Below are 18,665 nucleotides of genomic sequence, written 5' to 3'. Positions count from 1 at the left end.
GGGCGCTTACTTCCTCCGACGTGGCCAGAGATGTCAATAGATCGTCCGGTTTGGACAACCGGGCAGGGCCTGTCCGACGCTACGATTCAGCCATACGTTACCCCGGCCGCATCGGTGCCAGACGGGTGACTTTCCCTACGGACTATCTGATCGGAAGAATGGTAATGAGCTACGTCGCGCCTCTCAAAGACATGCTGTTTGCAATCACGGAACTGGCCGGAATCGACCAACTGGCGCGCTTGCCCGGCTGCGAGGACGCGAGCGCCGATACGGCTCGCGCGGTGCTCGAAGAGGCCGCGCGCCTGCACGAAGGCGTGCTCGCGCCGCTGAACGTGGACGGCGACCGCAACCCGAGCACGTGGAAGGACGGCGCGGTGAGCGCCACGGCCGGTTTCAGGGGCGCGTTTCGTCAATTCACCGAAGGCGGCTGGCAGGGTTTGCAACATCCGTCTGAATACGGCGGTCAGGACTTGCCCAAGCTGCTGTCGACGCCCTGCATCGAAATGCTCAACGCCGCCAACCTGTCGCTGGGGCTGTGCCCGCTCTTGACCGACGGCGCCATCGAAGCGCTGCTGACGGCGGGTAGCGAAGAACTAAAGCAGCGCTACGTGCCGAAGATGATTTCCGGCGAGTGGACCGGCACGATGAACCTGACCGAACCGCAGGCGGGCTCCGACCTGTCGCTGGTGCGCACCCGCGCCGAGCCGCAGGGCGACGGCTCGTACCGGATCTTCGGCACGAAGATTTTCATCACATGGGGCGAGCACGATATGACGGAAAACATCGTGCATCTGGTGCTCGCACGTACGCCGAACGCACCGGAAGGTGTGAAAGGCATTTCGCTGTTCGTCGTGCCGAAGTTCCTCGTCAACGAAGACGGCTCGCTCGGCGAGCGCAACGACGTGCATTGCGTGTCGATCGAACACAAGCTCGGCATCAAGGCGAGCCCGACGGCAGTGCTGCAGTTCGGCGATCATGGCGGCGCGATCGGGCAGCTTGTCGGCGAGGAGAACCGCGGTCTGGAGTACATGTTCATCATGATGAATGCCGCGCGCTTCGCGGTGGGCGTGCAGGGCGTGGCGATCTCGGATCGCGCGTACCAGCAGGCCGTCGCGTATGCGAAGGAGCGCGTGCAGAGCCGTCCGGTGGATGGCTCCGCGAAGCAGTCGGTCGCGATCATCCAGCATCCTGACGTGCGCCGCATGCTGTCGACGATGCGCGCACTGACCGAAGGCGCACGCGCGCTGGCCTATGTGTCGGCGTCGCACTGCGATCTCGCGCATCGTCATCCGGACGGCGCGACGCGTGCGAATCATCAGGCGATCTACGAATACCTGGTGCCGATCGTGAAGGGCTGGAGCACGGAGATGTCGCTGGAGGTGACGAGTCTCGGCGTGCAGGTGCATGGCGGCATGGGCTTCATCGAGGAAACCGGCGCCGCGCAGTACTACCGTGACGCGCGCATTCTGCCGATCTACGAAGGCACGACGGCGATCCAGGCGAATGACCTCGTCGGCCGCAAGACCATGCGCGACAACGGCGAGGTGGCCGGGATGCTGCTCGCGCAGATCGACGCGACCCTGGACGCGGTGCAAGAGCACCCCTCGTATGGTTCGAACGCGGCTTTCCAGGCGATGCACCGTCATCTGTCCGCCGGCCGCGTCGCGTTGCACAGCGCGGTGCGTTACGTGATCGAGAACGTCAAGAGCGATCCGAATGCGGTGTTCGCGGGCAGTGTCTCTTATCTGCTGCTTGCGGGCGTCGTGCTCGCGGGTTGGCAAGTCGCCCGCTCGCTGGTGCTCGCTGCCGACAAGCGCGATGAAGACCCGGGCTTCTACGACGCGAAGATCGCGACCGCGCACACCTACGCGACGCAGATATTGCCCCGTGCGATCGCGCTCGAAGCGACGATCCGCGGCGCTCGCGACGGCGAAGGCGCGCTGGCGCTGCGCGAAGACCAGTTCTGATCGATCAACGGACGTAATGTCATTCAAAACGATAGGGCCCGGCCCTATCGGTGTGTGAAGGAGAGTGTTGTGAGAGTTCTCGTGGCAGTCAAGCGAGTGGTCGACTACAACGTGAAGGTCCGCGCGAAATCGGACGGCACGGGCGTCGACATCGCCAACGTGAAAATGTCGATGAATCCGTTCGACGAAATCGCGGTTGAAGAAGCCGTGCGTCTGAAGGAAGCGGGCGTCGCGACCGAAGTGATCGCCGTGTCGGCCGGTGTGACGCAGTCGCAGGAAACGCTGCGCACCGCGCTCGCAATCGGCGCAGATCGCGCGATCCTGATCGAATCGAACGAAGACTTGCAGCCGCTCGCAGTCGCGAAGCTGCTCAAGGCGCTGGTCGACAAGGAGCAGCCTTCGCTCGTCATTCTGGGCAAGCAGGCGATCGACGACGACTCCAACCAGACCGGCCAGATGCTCGCCGCGCTGGCGAACCTGCCGCAGGCGACGTTCGCGTCGAAAGTGGTCGTGGCGGATGGCAAGGCGACGGTGTCGCGTGAAGTGGATGGCGGCGCGGAAACGCTGTCGCTGACGCTGCCGGCCGTGATCACGACCGATCTGCGCCTGAACGAGCCGCGCTACGTGACGCTGCCGAACATCATGAAGGCCAAGAAAAAGCCCCTGGAAACGGTGAAGCCCGAAGACCTCGGCGTCGATGTCACGCCGCGTCTGAAGACGCTGAAGGTCGCCGAGCCTCCGAAGCGCTCCGCCGGTGTGAAGGTGCCGGACGTGAAGACGCTGGTCGAGAAGCTGAAGACCGAAGCCAAGGTGCTGTGAGGAGACGCAAGAAATGACGAATCTGGTTAACCTGGTAGTAGCAGAACACGATAACGCGTCGATCAAGACCGCGACGCTGAACACGATCGCCGCGGCACAGAAGATCGGCGGTGAGATTCACGTGCTGGTCGCGGGTCACAATGCGCAAGCCGCGGCCGATGCCGCGGCGAAGATCGCCGGCGTCGCCAAGGTACTGCTCGCCGACGCGCCGCAACTCGAAGCGGGTCTCGCGGAAAACGTCGAAGCGACGGTGCTGACGCTTGTGCAAGATGCGGCCAGGAACTACACGCACATCCTCGCGCCGGCTACCGCGTACGGCAAGAATATCGCGCCGCGTATCGCCGCAAAGCTCGACGTCGCGCAGATCAGCGACATCACCGCTGTGGACAGCGCCGACACGTTCGAGCGTCCTATTTATGCGGGCAACGCGATCGCAACGGTTCAGTCTCAAGACCCGATCAAGGTCATCACCGTGCGCTCGACCGGTTTCGACGCCGTCGCAGCCGAAGGCGGCAGCGCAGCGGTCGAAAAGATCGAAGCCGCAGCCGACGCAGGCATCTCGCAATTCGTGAGCCGCGAAGTGACGAAGCTCGATCGTCCGGAACTGACGAGCGCGAAGATCATCGTGTCCGGTGGCCGGGGTCTGGGCAATGGCGAGAACTACACGAAGGTGCTCGAGCCGCTGGCCGACAAGCTCGGCGCGGCGCTGGGCGCATCGCGCGCAGCCGTCGACGCGGGCTTCGTGCCGAACGACTATCAGGTCGGCCAGACCGGCAAGATCGTCGCACCGCAACTGTATGTCGCGGTCGGCATCTCGGGTGCGATCCAGCATCTGGCCGGCATGAAGGACTCGAAGGTCATCGTCGCGATCAACAAGGACGAAGAAGCGCCGATCTTCAGCGTTGCGGATTACGGCCTCGTCGGCGATCTGTTCACCATCGTGCCGGAACTCGAGCAGGCGCTCGGCTAACCGCCCCCAGCAAGCGGAATAATCATGAACGAGCTTAACGGATACGATTTCGAAGACCTGCAACCGGGTATGAGTGCCCGGTTCGCCAAGACCATCACGGAGGCGGACATTCTCTTCTTCGCGAGCGCATCGGGAGACATGAACGCGGTTCACATCAACGAGCAGTTTGCGCAAACCACACCCTTCAAGGGGCGCATCGCTCACGGCATGCTGACTGCCAGCATCATCTCCGCGGCGCTCGCGGGGCAACTGCCCGGCCCGGGCACGATCTACCTCGGTCAGAACCTGCGCTTCAAGGCGCCGGTCCGGCCCGGCGACACCGTGCAGGCCGAAGTGACCGTCAAGGAACTGATTCACGACAAGCGCCGCGTGGTGCTGTCCACCGTTTGCACGGTCGGCGGCAAGGTGGTGGTCGAAGGCGACGCCACGGTGATGCCGACAAGCTGCCGCGACCGTGTCGTCGAGGACGCGGCTTGCGCCGTCAGCGACGCATGATAGCGAGCCCCGCCATGAGAATGCCATTCAGCATGCCACAAGAGTTTTCTACGGGCTGGGTCAAGGCCGGCTTCGATTTCTGGCGGTTTTCGCCGCTCAAGGATGAATTCGATGCGTCGGTGCATGACACCGACGGCTCGGACTTCGATTTCGACGGGCCGTTCGCGCGAGGCTCCGTGACCCACACGAGCGCCCACTACCTGCAACAGCAGGCTCAACTGTGGAGCGATGCCGTCGCCGGATTGATCGGCGGGCGCACGGAATTGAAGGCGGTCGCCGAGCCCGAGCCGGGAGACCGGCGCTTTCACGCCGACGACTGGTCCAGCAACGGCTGGTACAGCCTTCTGAAACAGAGCTATCTGATCAACGCCAGGACGCTCGCGGACTTCGTCGAGGCAAGCGCGCTCGACGAAAAGGGCAAGCACAAGCTGCGCTTTTTCATGCGCCAGTTCATCGACTTCGCCAGCCCCGCGAATTTCCTCGCGACGAATCCCGAGGTCCTCCGGGACGCAGTGGAATCGGGCGGCTCGAGCCTGCTGTCGGGCGTCACGCTTCTGCTCGACGATCTGGGCAGCGGCTCGATTTCGATCACCGACCGAAGCGCGTTCGAAGTGGGCCGTAGCGTCGCCACGTCCAGTGGTGCGGTGGTTTACGAAAACGATCTGTTTCAGCTGATCCAGTACGATCCGCTGACTTCGAAAGTCGCCGCGCGGCCGCTCGTGATCGTTCCGCCGTGCATCAACAAGTTCTACATTCTGGATCTGCAGCCCGAGAATTCGTTTGTGCGCTTCGCCTGCGAGCAGGGCCTGACGGTGTTCGTCGTGTCGTGGCGCAACCCGCAGCAGGACATGGCGCAGACCACGTGGGACGCCTACCTCGAGGACGGCGTGATGCAGGCGCTCAAGGTGGCGCGTGAGATTAGCCGGGCCGACCAGGTCAATGCATTGGGCTGGTGCGTGGGCGGCACGATGCTGTCGTCGGCGCTGGCGGTCATGCGTGCGAACGGCGACGACTCGGTGGCGAGCCTGACACTGTTGACGGCACTGCTCGACTTCACCGATCCGGGCGATCTCGGCGTGTTCATCGACGAGCAGGGCGTGGCGATGCGCGAGCATACGATCGGCCGCGGCGGCCTTTATCCGGGCCGCGAACTCGGCTTCGTATTTCAGGCGCTGCGTGCCAACGATCTGATCTGGCCGTACGTCGTGAACAACTACCTGAAGGGCAAAACCCCAGCCGCGTTCGATCTGCTGTACTGGAACGCGGACACGACCAATCTGCCCGGTCCGATGTACAGCTTCTATCTGCGCAACATGTACCTCGAAAACAGTCTGCGCGTGCCGAACAAACTGACGTTCTGCAACACGCCGGTGGATCTCGGCAACGTCGATATCCCAAGCTATCTGATGGCGGCCGAGGAAGATCACATCGTGCCGTGGCGATCCGCCTATCAGTCGACGCAGCTACTGGGTGGTCGAACCGAGTTCGTGCTCGGGGCGAGCGGCCATATCGCGGGTGTGATCAATCCGGCGTCGAAGAACAAGCGCAGCTACCGGACCAACGACACCTGCAACGAGAACGCCGACGAGTGGCTCGCGACGTCGGTTCAGCAGCGCGGCAGCTGGTGGAATCACTGGATCGAATGGGTCAAGCAGCATTCCGGAGAGCAGGTCGAAGCGCGCACCAAGCTCGGCAATAGGAAGTACAAGGCTATCGAGAGCGCACCGGGCCGCTACGTGAAGCTTCGCGCCGCATGAGCGGACGGTGATAGCGTGTGCCGCAACGACGGAGTGTGATGTTCAGTGCATCGCACTCCGTTTTTTTTTGTCGTCACTTCGCATGGCTCGCGCGCCAGTCGCGCGGCGTCATGTGGAAGCGCGACACGAACCAGTTCGTGAACGATCCCTGTTGCGCGTAGCCGAGCAGCGCCGAGACCCGTCCGATCGGGTAGGTGGGATTGCTCATGTAGCGCACCGCGAGTTCGCCGCGAACTTCCTCGACCTGATCCGAAAAGCTGGTACCGGCCGAACTCAGCTGCCGTTGCATGGTGCGCACGCTCAGATGCAAATAACGTGCAACCAGCTCGGCGTTCGCCTGCTCGAGCGGCAGCAGCAGGTAGATCGCCTTGCGCACTTCCAGCGCGGCCGATTCCGCTGCGCTCGCGTTCTTGGGCGAGGCGAGGCTTTCCGCATAGCGCACGAGTTCAGGATCGGCCAGCGGATTCGGGTAGTCGAGATCGGCGCTCGCGCAGACGAAGCCGTTGAAGTCGCTGCCGAACTGCAGCGGACAACCGAAGAAGCGCCGATGAAACGTCAGGTCCGCGGGTGCGGCGTGTGTGAAATGGACCTCTCGCGGTTTCCAGAACTTGCCGAGCAGAGCGCTGGAGTGCCGCGCGAGGACGCCGAGTGCCAGTTCGATCGCCTGCTTCGTTGGGGTACCCGGTTCGACGACGAGTTCCTCCCGAATGGTGACCGTTTTATCCGCGTCCTCGACGTATACCGCCAGCGCTTCGTTGAGCAGGTGACGGTATTCGGCCGCGGCCAGCAACACTTCGCGCAGCGTCCGCTTGTGCGCGAGCAGGACATTGATTACGCCGCTGCCGAAGGTCTGCCGCGTTTCCGCCATTTGCAGCGCGACGGTCGGGCACGACGCCTTCTCGGCCGTCATTTCGAGCAGCCGGCAACAGGCGGTGGCCGATACGCGATCGTCGGGATTCGCGAGCGCGCCGGCATCGATGCCGGCCTGTTTCGCGAGTTCGACCGGGTTCAGTCCAAGCCGTCGCGCCACCTCGAAATAGCCGCTCATGGCTACCGACGTCACCATCGTTTCCATCGTAGTTTCTCCGGACGATTCAACCGCTGAGTCTTTTTCTAGTCATTAAACGCTTGCTTCGCGCAATTATTGGTGTTAACGCGCAGTGGCACGAATCGCTAAAAGGATGGCGTCCAATCATAAAAGTGTAGCGCTTGATTCCCGTATCGTGTGCACATGTCGTTCGATGTGTTCCAGCGAATCTTCATGCGACCTCGCGATAGCGGAACACCGTCACTCACAACTGGATGGAGGCAATCAAATGCAATTTCTCGACGATTCGCTGCACCCTGAGAATCAGGACAAGGTAGTCATCACCACTGCGCCGTACGGCCCGGAATGGATGCCCGCGGACTTCCCGGAAGACATCCCCGTGACGATGGACCAGCAGATCCAGAAGGCCGTCGATTGCTACAACGCCGGCGCCACGGTACTGCACCTGCACGTGCGCGAACTGGACGGCAAGGGCTCGAAACGGCTGTCGAAGTTCAATGAACTGATCGCGGGTGTGCGTACCGCTGTGCCCGACATGATCATTCAGGTCGGCGGCTCGATCTCGTTCGCGCCGGAAGACGACGGACAGGCCGCGAAGTGGCTGTCCGACGATACGCGCCATATGCTGGCCGAGCTCGATCCGAAGCCCGATCAGGTGACGGTCGCGATCAATACCACGCAGATGAACATCATGGAGTTGCTCTATCCCGAGTATCTGGCGGGCACCTCGCTTTCCCACCCCGCGTTCATGGCCGCCTACAGCGAAATGACGGTTCCGGCCGGTCCCGCATGGGTCGAGGAGCATCTGCGCCGCCTGCAGGCTTCGGGCATCCAGCCGCACTTTCAGCTCACCGGCATTCACGCGCTCGAAACGCTCGAGCGCCTCGTGCGCAAGGGCGTCTACAAGGGCCCGCTGAACCTGACGTGGATCGGCATCGGTGGCGGCTTCGACGGCCCGAATCCGTTCAACTTCTTCAACTTCGTGCATCGCGCGCCGGATGGCTGCACGCTCACCGCCGAGTCGCTGCTGAAGAACGTGCTGCCGTTCAACATGATGGCGATGTCGATGGGCCTGCATCCGCGCTGCGGCATCGAGGACACGATCATCGATCAGCACGGTAAGCGCTTCACGTCGGTGCAGCAGATCGAGCAGTGCGTGCGCGTCGCGCGCGAACTGGGCCGCGAAATCGCCACTGGTAAAGAAGCCCGCGAGATCTATCGTATTGGTGTGCAGTACGAGACGGTCGAAGAAACGCTCAGCGCCAACGGGATGGCGCCGAACCGCCAGGCCGGCGTCAAGAACCTGCCGCTTCGCGCGGCGTGAATGCCGGAAGTCCGGGCCGACGCGTTGGCCGAGGCCGGGCTTCATGGGTAACGCTCCGGCTGCATCGCGGGAGCAGATAGCTGAATCCATAACAGGTCGTCGGCCCAGCCGGGCAAGGCGGCCGCCACGGAGTCAGCGTGGAAGGAGACTAAACATGCTCGTTCAGCATGCAGCGCCCACGACGGGCGAAGTTTCGGCAGCTCAGACGGATGTGCGCGCTTATGCGTGGGTGGTGTTTGCGTTGACGGTCGGATTGCTGCTTTCCGACTATATGTCGCGGCAGGTGTTGAATGCCGTGTTTCCGCCGCTCAAAGCGGCATGGAATTTGTCCGATGCGCAGCTGGGTTCGCTCAGCAGCGTGGTCGCGCTGATGGTCGGTGTGCTCACGTTCCCGCTGTCGGTGCTGGCCGACCGCTGGGGCCGCGTGAAGAGCATCGTGCTGATGGCGGCGATGTGGAGTCTCGCGACGGTGGGCTGCGCGATCTCGGCCAACTATGGGCAGTTGCTGCTGGCGCGTGCCTTCGTCGGGATCGGCGAAGCGGCTTATGGCAGCGTCGGTATCGCAGTTGTCCTGAGCATCTTCCCGGTGCGGCTGCGCTCCACGCTGACCGGCACCTTCATGGCGGGCGGCGCATTCGGCTCGGTGCTGGGCATGGCGCTCGGCGGCGCGGTGGCGGCTCACCTCGGCTGGCGCTCGGCATTCGGCGCGATGGCCGCGATGGGGATCGTGCTGGTCGTGATCTACCGCCTCGTCGTCACCGAAAAGCGTCTTGCGCCGCTGCAGCCGGCGAGCGTGACGAAGCAGACGCAAACGCGCGGCATGCGCATGAGCCTGCGCGAGCTGATGAAGGGCTTGTTTTCGACGAAGTCCGTGGTGTGCGCCTATGTGGGCAGCGGTCTGCATCTGATGGTTCCCGCCGCTGTATGGGCGTGGATGCCGAGCTTCCTGAATCGCTACTACGGCATGGCCACCGGCAAGGCTGCGATGTGCGCGGCGGTGTTCGTGCTGGTGACCGGGGTGGGCATGGTGGTGTGCGGAAACCTCGCAGACCGGCTCAGCAAGAACGTGCGGCAACGCAAGTGGAGTGCCGCGATCGCCTACTGCCTCGCCTGTTTCGTCCTGCTCGCGATCGGCTTCCACATGACGGCGGGGCCGTGGCAACTCGTCGTGATCGGCGTCGGCATGTTCTTCTGCGCCGGTGCGAGCGGCCCGTCGGGTGCGATGGTGGCGAACCTGACGCCGCCGACCATTCACGCCTCGGCGTTTGCGACGCTGACGCTCGCGAACAACCTGCTGGGCCTCGCGCCGGCGGCTGTTCTGACGGGAATCATCGCCGACCGGATCGGTCTGCTGGGCGCGTTGCAACTGGTGCCGTTCGCACCGCTCGTTGCAGCCGCCGCATTCATGATCGGCAAACGGAACTACTCTGGCGATCTCGATCGGCTCAACACGCTGCGCGAGCAAGCCGCACGCTGACATCGGACGGTGCCGCGCGGACGGCGCGGACAACAGAACCTGTAATGCGCGTCGGGCGCAACGAACTCTGCGAAGTGCAGATCAAGTAAAGAATTGGAGAGTCAACATGGCAAAGGCAGTGCGCTTTCATGAAACCGGTGGTCCCGAGGTCCTGCGCTACGAGGACGTCGAAGTGGGCAACCCGGGTCCCGGTCAGGTTCGCCTGCGCCATCAGGCCGTGGGACTCAATTTCGCCGATACCTACTTTCGCAGCGGCCTGTATCCGGTGCCGCTGCCCGCGGGAATGGGCGTGGAGGCCGCGGGCGTGGTCGAGGCCGTGGGCCCCGACGTCACGAACGTCGCAGTGGGTGATCGTGTGACCTATACGGGCTTCATCAACACGCTCGGCGCGTACAGCACGGAACGCCTGATTCCGGCCGCGCCGCTGATCCGGCTGCCCGATGCGATCGACTGCGAAACGGCTGCCGGCATGACCATGCGCGGCCTGACCGCCGCGTACCTGATGCGCCGCATTCACGCCTTCAAAGTGGGCGACACGATCCTTCTGCATGCCGCCGCCGGCGGTGTCGGCCTGATCGTTTCGCAGTGGGCGAAGCTGCTGGGTCTCACCGTGATCGGCACGGTTTCGAGCGAGGCCAAGGGCGAGGTGGCCCGTGCACACGGCTGCGATCACATCATCAACTACAGCTACGAAGACGTCGCGAAGCGCGTACGCGAACTGACCGATGGCGTCGGCGTGAATGTCGTGTTCGACAGCGTCGGCAAGGACACCTTCGAGGCTTCGCTCGACTCGCTGAAGCGTCGCGGTCTGCTGGTTTGCGTCGGCACGGCCTCCGGCCCGATCCCGCCGTTCAATCCGCAGTTGCTGGCAATGAAAGGCTCGCTGTATCTGACCCGCCCGGCTCTGGCTGACTACATCGCCGATCCGGCCGAGAAGGACGAGCTTGCCCGGGACATCTTCGAGCTCGTCGCCTCGGGCCGCATCAAGATCGAGTTGAATCAGCGCTATGCGCTCGAGGACGCGGCGCAAGCGCATCGTGATCTGGAATCGCGCAAGACGACGGGTTCGTCGGTCTTCGTTATCTAAGGAGCGAGCCATGCGTGTCGAACAACTGACGTGCTCGATCGGCGCCGAGCTGAGCGGGGTGAATCTTGCCCACGCCATCTACGACGATGGCCTGTTTGCCCAGATCCGCGCCGCGCTGCTGAAGCATCGGGTGCTGTTCCTGCGCGATCAGGACATCACGCGCGCCGAACACGTGGCGTTCGCGCGCCGCTTCGGCGAACTGGAAGACCATCCGGTCGCGGGCAGCGATCCGGAAAATCCGGGCCTCGTGCGTATCTACAAGACCCCGGACCAGCCCAACGACCGTTACGAAAACGCTTGGCATGCCGATGCCACGTGGCGCGAAAAGCCGCAGTTCGGTGCCGTGCTGCGCTGTGTCGAGTGTCCGCCCGTCGGCGGCGACACGATGTGGGCGAACATGGTCCTCGCCTACGAAAATCTGCCGGCGTACGTGAAGGCGCAGATCGCGGACCTGCGCGCGCGCCACAGCATCGAGGCGAGCTTCGGTGCGGCGATGCCGATCGAAAAGCGTCTGGCGCTGAAGGCGCAGTTTCCGGACGCGGAGCATCCGGTCGTGCGCACGCATCCGGAAACGGAAGAGAAGGTGCTGTTCGTGAGCGCTTTCACGAGCCATTTCACGAACTTTCATACGCCGGAGCGGGTGCGCTTCGGTCAGGACGCGAATCCCGGCGCGGGCGATCTGCTGCGCTATCTGATCAGCCAGGCGTACATCCCCGAGTACCAGGTGCGCTGGCGCTGGCAGAAGAACAGCATCGCGATCTGGGACAACCGCAGCACGCAGCACTATGCGGTGATGGACTACCCGCCGTGTCATCGCAAGATGGAACGCGCCGGCATCATCGGCGACAAGCCGTACTGAACCAGCAAGTAGCTTCCCATGAATTACGAATTCAAACCGACCATTCTGATGGTCCCGGGTTTGCGCGACCACGTCGCCGAGCATTGGCAAACCCTGTTGCAGCAACGGCTGCCGAAAGCGCTGTCGGTGCCGCCGCTCGAACACGACAAGCTCAGTTGCGCGGCACGGGTTGCGGCGCTCGATGCCGCGCTCGCGAGAATCGACGGTCCGGTCATTCTGGTCGCGCATAGCGCGGGCGTGATGATCACCGTGCATTGGGCGGCGCAGCACAAGCGCGAAATTCACGGCGCGCTGCTCGCGGCGCCCGCGGACCTCGAGACGCCGATGCCGGCGGGCTATCCGGAGCTGGATACGCTCGCGCAGAACGGCTGGCTGCCGATTCCGCGCAAGCGTCTGCCGTTCCCGAGCATCGTCGGCGCGAGCCGCAACGATCCGCTCGCACGGTTCGAGCGGGTGAAGGACATGGCGCAGGACTGGGGCAGCCGCCTCGTCGATCTCGGCGAAGTCGGGCACCTCAATCCCGCTTCGGGCTTTGGCGAATGGCCGATGGCGGAGACATTGATTCGCCGCCTGGTGCTGATGTGACGCGGCTAGCGTCGGATCAGCAGGAGCCTGAAATGTCGCGTCGGATCGTGGTGGGGGTCGCCGGCGAACTCGCGCCGGGCCAGCGCAAGCTGGCCTTCATCGATGGCCGCAGCATCGTGCTGTTCAACATCGCAGGCACGCTTCACGCCATCGACAACACCTGTCCGCACAACGGGGCCGCACTTTCGGGCGGTCAGCTGGAAGGTTGCATGTTGCGCTGTCCGGCGCACGGTCTGCGCTTCGACGTGCGCACGGGCTGCATGGCGGGAACGGGCGGATTGAGTGTGACGACCTTCCCGGTCGAAATAATGAATTCAAAGGTGGTGGTGAGTCTCGACGAGCCGAATGCGACGCCCTCGCATGAGCGAGACGCCACAACCCATCAGGAGACGGAAAGATGCAAGGCTTGATGATGCAGCAGTCGCTGCTGGTGTCGGCGCTGCTCACGCACGCGGAGCGCCATCACGGCGAACAGGAAATCGTGTCGCGACGCGTGGAAGGAGACGTCCATCGTTATTCATATCGGCACCTCGCGCAGCGCGCGCGCCGCATGGCCAACGCACTGGCAACGCTCGGCGTCGGCCAGGGCGAGCGCGTCGCGACGCTCGCGTGGAACGGCTATCGCCACATGGAGCTGTATTTCGCGGTATCGGGCTCCGGGTCCGTGCTGCATACGCTGAACCCGCGACTGCACGTCGACCAGCTCGAATACATCATCGAGCATGCGCAAGATCGTGTGGTGTTCTTCGACCTGACGTTTCTGCCGCTGATCGAGAGCGTCGCGCCCCGGGTGAAGAGCCCGAAGGTATTCGTGGCGTTGACCGATCGCGCGCACATGCCGAAAGCGAACGAGCTGGACGGCATGCTGATGTGCTACGAAGATCTGCTGGAGCTGCACGACGACGTCTTCGAATGGCCGCTGCTCGACGAAAACAGCGCGTCGTCGCTGTGCTACACGTCGGGCACCACCGGCAATCCGAAGGGCGTGCTGTACAGCCATCGCTCTACCGTGCTGCACACCTACGCGGCGGCGTTGCCCGATGCGCTGAACTGTTCCGCGCGCGACGTGATTCTGCCGGTCGTACCGATGTTCCATGTGAACGCGTGGGGACTGCCCTACATCGCCTGCATGGTCGGCGCGAAGCTGGTGTTTCCGGGGCCCGCGCTCGACGGCAAGTCGCTCTATGAACTGATCGAGACGGAACGCGTGACGCTGTCGGCCGGCGTGCCGACCGTGTGGCAGGGACTGCTCACGCATGTCGATGCGATGGGCGGCACCTTCTCGTCGATGCGGCGCACGGTAATCGGCGGCGCGCCGTGTCCGACCGCGATGACCGAGGCGTTCCAGAAGCGCCATCGGGTCGAGGTGCTGCACGCGTGGGGCATGACCGAATTGAGCCCGATCGGCACGGTCTGCAGCTTCAAGGCGCATCAGCAGTCGCTGCCGATGGACGAGCAATACCGGGTGCAGGCGAAGCAGGGACGTGCGCTGTTCGGCATCGACATGCGGATCGTCGGCTCGCACGGCGATGAATTGCCGTGGGACGGCGAGAGCGCTGGCGATCTGCAGGTACGCGGCCACTGGGTCACGCAACAGTACTTCGGCGCCGACGTCGAGTCGCCGCTGTGTGACGACTGGTTTCCGACTGGCGACATCGCGACGATCGACCGTCACGGCTTCATGGAGATCACCGATCGCAGCAAGGACGTGATCAAGTCGGGCGGCGAATGGATCAGTTCGGCGGCCATCGAAAACGTCGCGTATCTGCATCCGGAAGTCTCGACGGCAGTGTGTATCGCCGCGCGGCATCCGAAGTGGGACGAACGGCCGCTGCTGCTGGTCGTGAAAAAGCCGGGCAGCGAGCTGGCCGGCGACGAACTGCTGTCCTTTTTCAACGGCCGGGTCGCGCGCTGGTGGACCCCCGATGCCGTGGTGTTCGTCGACACGGTGCCTATCGGCGCAACTGGCAAGGTGCTGAAGAACCAGTTACGCGATCAATACGGGAATTACTACTTGCCCTGACGCACGGCTTGCGCAGCGACGCGGTTCGATTCACGCAACAACGCGGCCGGTCACGCCCGGGCGCACACAAAATCACCAATCATTTGAAGCGACCGCAGCATGGGCTTTTGCGCCACCGCCGGTACGCGAAGGAGACGCAATGAAGTTGAAGTCAAGCAGCGCAATCGTGTTGGCCATTTTCGCCACCGCAGCTCATGCGCAGTCGTCAGTGACGCTCTATGGCGTGATCGATACGGGTTTCCTGTATCAGAGCACTTCGGCGGCCACCTTCCTGCCGCACGCGCCGAACACGGGCAAGATTTATCAGCTGAAGGACGGCGGTATCTATGCGAGCTTCTGGGGTTTGAAAGGCAGCGAAGACATCGGCGGCGGCTACAAGGTCAATTTCAAGCTGCAGGGCGTATTCAACTCCACGAACGGCAAGTTCGGCCTGTCCGATACGCCGGGCACCACCGCGATCTTCAACCAGTTCGCGACGATCGGCGTGTCCGGACCCTTCGGTACCTTCGACGCCGGCCGGCAGATCATTCCGATGATCTACGCGATGGCGGAAACCGACGTGCGCGGCGCGCAGTATTTCGGCAGTATTCTGACCGCGTGGCTGGGCATCAACCAGGCGGCCGGCTGGCCGGGTACGAGCACGAACGCGCCGATCGGCGCGCTGTACGACAGCAACGCGCTCGTCTATAACTCGCCGAAATTCCACGGCGCGTCACTTGCGCTCGAGTACGCACCGGGCGGCGTCGCCGGTCATTTCCAGGGCGGCACGCGCGAGTCGGCCGTGGCCAGGTATTCGAACTATGGTTTGAATCTGTCCGCGGTGTATTACAACGGCCACGATACCAACCCGTTCCCGATCACGTACCCGGCGGCACCCGCCATTCCTGCGACCGGACTGGCGAACAACCGTTTCTACTATTTCGGTGCGATGTACACGATCGCCGGATTTTCGGTGTCGGCCTCGTATGGCGCCGGCAAGAACCCGGCGCATAGCAACACCGCGGACTTCGAAATGATTTCGGGGGGCCTTGGCTACCAGTTCAATCCGCGTTTCAAGGTCACGTCCGGGTACTACTACCTGAAAGACAAGAACAACTCGGCGAACCATTCGAGCGAATTCGCGGTGGGCGCGGAATACAACCTGTCCCAGCGCACCAAGGCTTACGCGCAGGTGGGTTATGTGGCCAACAAGGGGACCATGAACCAGACCATCATCTATGGCGCCCCGGTTGCGCCTGGCGTGTCCACGACGGCGGCCATGGTCGGCATCCGCCATACCTTCTGAGTACGTCACCTATAACAACTGGAGTATTCGATGAAAAGCATTCAGGCACGCGCGCTGGCGATTGCCGCATTGATTCTGGCCGCGTCGAGCAGCGCATGGTCGCAGTCGGGTCAGACGGCCAGCGCAGCTTCGGGCGCGCCCGCGATGTCAGGTAGCGCGGCCGCTCCCGCCAGCCCGAGGCAAGCGAATCGCGCGCTGCGTCGGCAGGTGTATGCCGCGATCGGCAAGCACAAGGAGATCAGCGCCGGCAATATCAGCGTCATCGCAAAAGGCGGCGCGGTGACGCTGAGCGGCACAGTCACCGACGCTTCCCAGATCAATCAGGTCGCGGAGATCGCGAAGGGCGTTCCGGGGGTGACTTCGGTGACCAACAAGCTTACCGTGCAAAAGCCGTTTGGAGGGATGTAAAAGAGCTCACGCATCGGGGGATCAAGCGCGAGGAGCCCACTGTCACAACCCACTAGTTGTCGAACAGCGCCGTGTAACGGCGCTGCATGTCTTCAGGCGTGAGCGCTTCGATCTGCGCGCCGAGCTGCCATTCGTGGCCGAACGGATCGCGCACGGTCGCCGAGCGCTCGCCATAAAAATGATCGGTTAGCGGGAGGACCACGGTTGCGCCCGCTTTGACCGCTTGTGCGAATAGCTGGTCGACGTCGTCGCAGTGGATATGCAGCAGCACACCCGGCCGGCTGTCGCCGCGCGGGCCGAGCATGTCGTGCTCGGGATATTCGTCGGACAGCATCACGATCGCGGGACCGATCTTCACTTCGGCATGACCGATGCGGCCGCCTGGCTCGGTCAGGCGAAACTGCTCGACGCCGCCGAATGCCTGTGCGTAGAACTCAATCGCCTGCGCAGCATTGCGCACGCGCAGATAGGGGTAGACCTCATGGATCGCGCTCATCGTCACCTCCAGGTGGTGGGCGAATGATTGATGGGACGTCATGGTCGTTGCGGCAGATTACATTAGAAGTAGACAGCCGGGTTTGGCCCTCCGTGAATCCGGAATCGCGTCACATTTGTCACTCCCATCACTCGATGACCGGCGGCGTAAACTGAACCTTCATCAACAGCGAGCGATGCAAGGCGAACGAATCGCCTTCCGACCCGAACGCACACGACATCGCTCTAACCCGGAGGTTGCGATGACGACGAACAAGTCACCTGAGAAGAGTGGGAAAGATGGACAGCCTGCGATGAAGACACCGCCGGTCGTGTCGCGGCAAGAGTGGGAGGCCGCGCGCGAGCAGTTGCTCGTCAAGGAAAAAGCCTTGACACGTGCCCGCGACGCGCTGGCCGCCGAGCGGCGTCGGATGCCATGGCTTGCCGTGGAAAAAGCGTATGCGTTCGACGGGCCGCAAGGCAGAGTGAACCTGCTCGATCTCTTCGAAGGCCGCCGTCAGCTGGTCATCTATCGCGCCTTTTTCGAGCCCGGCGTGCACGGATGGCCAGAGCACGCGTGCATTGGCTGTTCGCTGGGGGCCGATCAGGTCTCCCACCTTGCGCATTTGCACGCTCGCGACACGACCCTCGTGTACGCGTCCCGCGCACCGCAAGCCGATATCGCGCGGCTGAAGGCCCGGATGGGCTGGGAGATGATTCCCTGGTACACGATCACCGACAGCTTCGACGCCGACTTCGGCGTGGACGAATGGCACGGTCACAACGCGTTCATCCGGGACGGCGAGCGTGTGTTCCGAACGTACTTCATTAACGGGCGTGGCGACGAGGCGATGGGCACGGTCTGGAGCTACCTCGACATGACGGCGCTCGGGCGGCAGGAGACGTGGGAGGATTCGCCGGAGGGCTACCCACAGAGCCGGCCGTACAAGTGGTGGAACTGGCACGACACTTACGTCCCCGGCGCGGCTCCCGATCCGAAGTGGGTCGAGGTGTCGGATGCGGGCGAGGCCGCATTTCGGAAGCACGACGAGTAGCGCCTGACGAATCGTCACTCGGAGAAACGGCGTTCGCCAACGTACGGGACGGCCGTTCTCGCGGTCCAGCGGTATTTGAATGCTAGAGTCACGCTCGCACGCAAAGACAGCAATCACTGCAAGCCTGAGCTCGAACCTATCTATGTTCGCACTACCGTGGATCGCGATTTTCCTCGCCGCGCCGGCGACGTGGGCCAGCACGTTTCGCTGGCTGGGCGTCGGCCTGCTCGTGATCGGATACGTCACGGCGTTGGCGACCGGGCAGCTCGGCCCTTTCGCGAGCGTCGCCATTGCGCTGCTCGGCGTGGCCGCGTACGCGGTGTCGCCGGCTCGCCAGCGTTACGTTGGATACGCTGGTCATCTGCTGTTCGTCGCGCTCGCGATCGGGCTCAGCCTGCATTGGCTACCCGGCTTTCATAACCCACGCGTGATCGGCCCCGTGCATCTCACGCCGGATGCCGTGCCCTTCACGATGTACCTCAATTTCGACAAGCCGCTGATCGGCTTCTGGCTGCTGCTCGCCTTGCCGTGGATTCGGCCGCCCCACGCGCTGCGCACGTGGTTAGTCGCCGGCGTCGCCGGTTGGCTGATCACGGTCGCGGCCTGCATGGCCGTTGCGTTGTCGCTGGGGATCGTCGGATGGGCGCCGAAGCGGCCCGCCGACAGCGTGCTGTGGTTGGTGAACAATCTCTTTCTCGTCACGCTGACCGAAGAGGCGTTGTTTCGCGGCTATCTGCAAGGCGGTCTGACGCGACTGTTCGCGCGCTGGAAAAGGGCGGACCTGCTCGCGCTATGCGTGGCGGCCGCGCTGTTCGGCCTCGCACATGGCGCGGGCGGATGGCAGTGGATCGTGCTCGGAAGTGTGGCGGGCATCGGCTATGGGCTTGCGTATCGCTTCGGCGGATTATCTGCGGCGGTGCTCGCACATTTCGGGCTGAACGTGGTCCACTTTTTCTTCTTCACGTATCCGATGCTGCAGCCCGCGAGCAAACTGTGAAACGACGTGGATCGGCCGTGCGCTGGCCGCGAATC

At 63.3% G+C, this 18,665-nt stretch carries 18 protein-coding genes; 16 read left to right on the top strand and 2 right to left on the bottom strand.

Annotated features, from left to right (window positions below):
* The first annotated feature begins 164 nt into the window (after positions 1 to 164).
* The 5 genes from QFZ91_RS34205 (at position 165) to phaC (ending at position 6,008) form a co-directional block, all read left to right on the top strand.
* Positions 165 to 1,967: an acyl-CoA dehydrogenase gene (locus QFZ91_RS34205; protein ID WP_429569926.1), complete on the top strand. Its 1,803-nt coding sequence runs from the start codon at positions 165 to 167 to the stop codon at positions 1,965 to 1,967.
* A gap of 69 nt (positions 1,968 to 2,036) precedes the next feature.
* Positions 2,037 to 2,786 carry an electron transfer flavoprotein subunit beta/FixA family protein gene (locus tag QFZ91_RS34200; protein WP_429569925.1) on the top strand — a complete coding sequence of 250 codons (750 nt, stop codon included), beginning with the start codon at positions 2,037 to 2,039 and terminating at the stop codon, positions 2,784 to 2,786.
* A gap of 22 nt (positions 2,787 to 2,808) precedes the next feature.
* Positions 2,809 to 3,756: an electron transfer flavoprotein subunit alpha/FixB family protein gene (locus QFZ91_RS34195; protein WP_429570946.1), complete on the top strand. Its 948-nt coding sequence runs from the start codon at positions 2,809 to 2,811 to the stop codon at positions 3,754 to 3,756.
* A gap of 24 nt (positions 3,757 to 3,780) precedes the next feature.
* Positions 3,781 to 4,251: a MaoC family dehydratase gene (locus tag QFZ91_RS34190; RefSeq protein WP_176120759.1), complete on the top strand. Its 471-nt coding sequence runs from the start codon at positions 3,781 to 3,783 to the stop codon at positions 4,249 to 4,251.
* A 14-nt stretch (positions 4,252 to 4,265) separates the two neighbouring features.
* A complete protein-coding gene (gene phaC, locus QFZ91_RS34185; RefSeq protein ID WP_429569924.1) occupies positions 4,266 to 6,008 on the top strand; it encodes a class I poly(R)-hydroxyalkanoic acid synthase in 1,743 nt (580 codons plus the stop codon).
* Positions 6,009 to 6,081: 73 nt separating this feature from the next.
* Here the strand turns inward: phaC and QFZ91_RS34180 are convergent, their stop codons facing one another.
* Positions 6,082 to 7,083, bottom strand: a complete 1,002-nt coding sequence (locus QFZ91_RS34180) for an AraC family transcriptional regulator (protein WP_176381080.1) — start codon at positions 7,081 to 7,083, stop codon at positions 6,082 to 6,084.
* 241 nt (positions 7,084 to 7,324) lie between these two features.
* Between QFZ91_RS34180 and QFZ91_RS34175 the strand changes: the two genes are divergently transcribed.
* From QFZ91_RS34175 to QFZ91_RS34135, 9 genes are all read left to right on the top strand, one after another.
* A complete protein-coding gene (locus QFZ91_RS34175; protein ID WP_429569923.1) occupies positions 7,325 to 8,380 on the top strand; it encodes a 3-keto-5-aminohexanoate cleavage protein in 1,056 nt (351 codons plus the stop codon).
* Positions 8,381 to 8,534: 154 nt separating this feature from the next.
* On the top strand, positions 8,535 to 9,857 hold the full coding sequence (locus QFZ91_RS34170) for an MFS transporter (RefSeq protein ID WP_429494416.1): 1,323 nt from the start codon (positions 8,535 to 8,537) through the stop codon (positions 9,855 to 9,857).
* A gap of 106 nt (positions 9,858 to 9,963) precedes the next feature.
* Positions 9,964 to 10,944: a quinone oxidoreductase family protein gene (locus QFZ91_RS34165; protein ID WP_429569922.1), complete on the top strand. Its 981-nt coding sequence runs from the start codon at positions 9,964 to 9,966 to the stop codon at positions 10,942 to 10,944.
* A gap of 10 nt (positions 10,945 to 10,954) precedes the next feature.
* Entirely contained in the window at positions 10,955 to 11,803 is an 849-nt protein-coding gene (locus tag QFZ91_RS34160) for a TauD/TfdA dioxygenase family protein (RefSeq protein WP_429569921.1), read from the top strand.
* An 18-nt stretch (positions 11,804 to 11,821) separates the two neighbouring features.
* Positions 11,822 to 12,388, top strand: coding sequence for an RBBP9/YdeN family alpha/beta hydrolase (locus QFZ91_RS34155; RefSeq protein ID WP_429569920.1), 567 nt, complete (start codon positions 11,822 to 11,824; stop codon positions 12,386 to 12,388).
* Positions 12,389 to 12,420: 32 nt separating this feature from the next.
* Positions 12,421 to 12,798 carry a Rieske (2Fe-2S) protein gene (locus QFZ91_RS34150; protein WP_429570945.1) on the top strand — a complete coding sequence of 126 codons (378 nt, stop codon included), beginning with the start codon at positions 12,421 to 12,423 and terminating at the stop codon, positions 12,796 to 12,798.
* Positions 12,786 to 14,411, top strand: coding sequence for a 3-(methylthio)propionyl-CoA ligase (locus tag QFZ91_RS34145; protein WP_429569919.1), 1,626 nt, complete (start codon positions 12,786 to 12,788; stop codon positions 14,409 to 14,411). The genes QFZ91_RS34150 and QFZ91_RS34145 overlap by 13 nt, the downstream gene beginning before the upstream one ends.
* 139 nt (positions 14,412 to 14,550) lie before the next feature.
* Positions 14,551 to 15,696: a porin gene (locus QFZ91_RS34140; protein ID WP_429569918.1), complete on the top strand. Its 1,146-nt coding sequence runs from the start codon at positions 14,551 to 14,553 to the stop codon at positions 15,694 to 15,696.
* Positions 15,697 to 15,726: 30 nt separating this feature from the next.
* The gene (locus QFZ91_RS34135; RefSeq protein WP_429569917.1) at positions 15,727 to 16,104 is read left to right on the top strand and encodes a BON domain-containing protein; all 378 of its coding nucleotides are present in this window, start codon (positions 15,727 to 15,729) and stop codon (positions 16,102 to 16,104) included.
* Positions 16,105 to 16,156: 52 nt separating this feature from the next.
* Here QFZ91_RS34135 and QFZ91_RS34130 read toward each other — a convergent pair whose 3' ends face one another.
* Positions 16,157 to 16,600, bottom strand: coding sequence for a VOC family protein (locus QFZ91_RS34130; protein WP_429569916.1), 444 nt, complete (start codon positions 16,598 to 16,600; stop codon positions 16,157 to 16,159).
* A 241-nt stretch (positions 16,601 to 16,841) separates the two neighbouring features.
* On the opposite strand from QFZ91_RS34130, the gene QFZ91_RS34125 reads away from it, so the two are divergent.
* Together QFZ91_RS34125 and QFZ91_RS34120 are read left to right on the top strand one after the other, a co-directional pair.
* Positions 16,842 to 17,633 (top strand): DUF899 domain-containing protein, encoded by a 792-nt coding sequence (locus QFZ91_RS34125; RefSeq protein WP_429569915.1) that lies wholly within the window; start codon positions 16,842 to 16,844, stop codon positions 17,631 to 17,633.
* A gap of 142 nt (positions 17,634 to 17,775) precedes the next feature.
* Positions 17,776 to 18,630, top strand: a complete 855-nt coding sequence (locus QFZ91_RS34120; protein ID WP_429569914.1) for a CPBP family intramembrane glutamic endopeptidase — start codon at positions 17,776 to 17,778, stop codon at positions 18,628 to 18,630.
* Positions 18,631 to 18,665: the final 35 nt, after the last annotated feature.

The organism is Paraburkholderia sp. JPY419, assembly GCF_050435705.1.
GTDB classification, from domain to species: Bacteria; Pseudomonadota; Gammaproteobacteria; order Burkholderiales; family Burkholderiaceae; genus Paraburkholderia; species Paraburkholderia youngii.
Note: the sequence above shows the minus strand (reverse complement) of the source record. Positions and strands in the feature narration are given on the sequence as shown.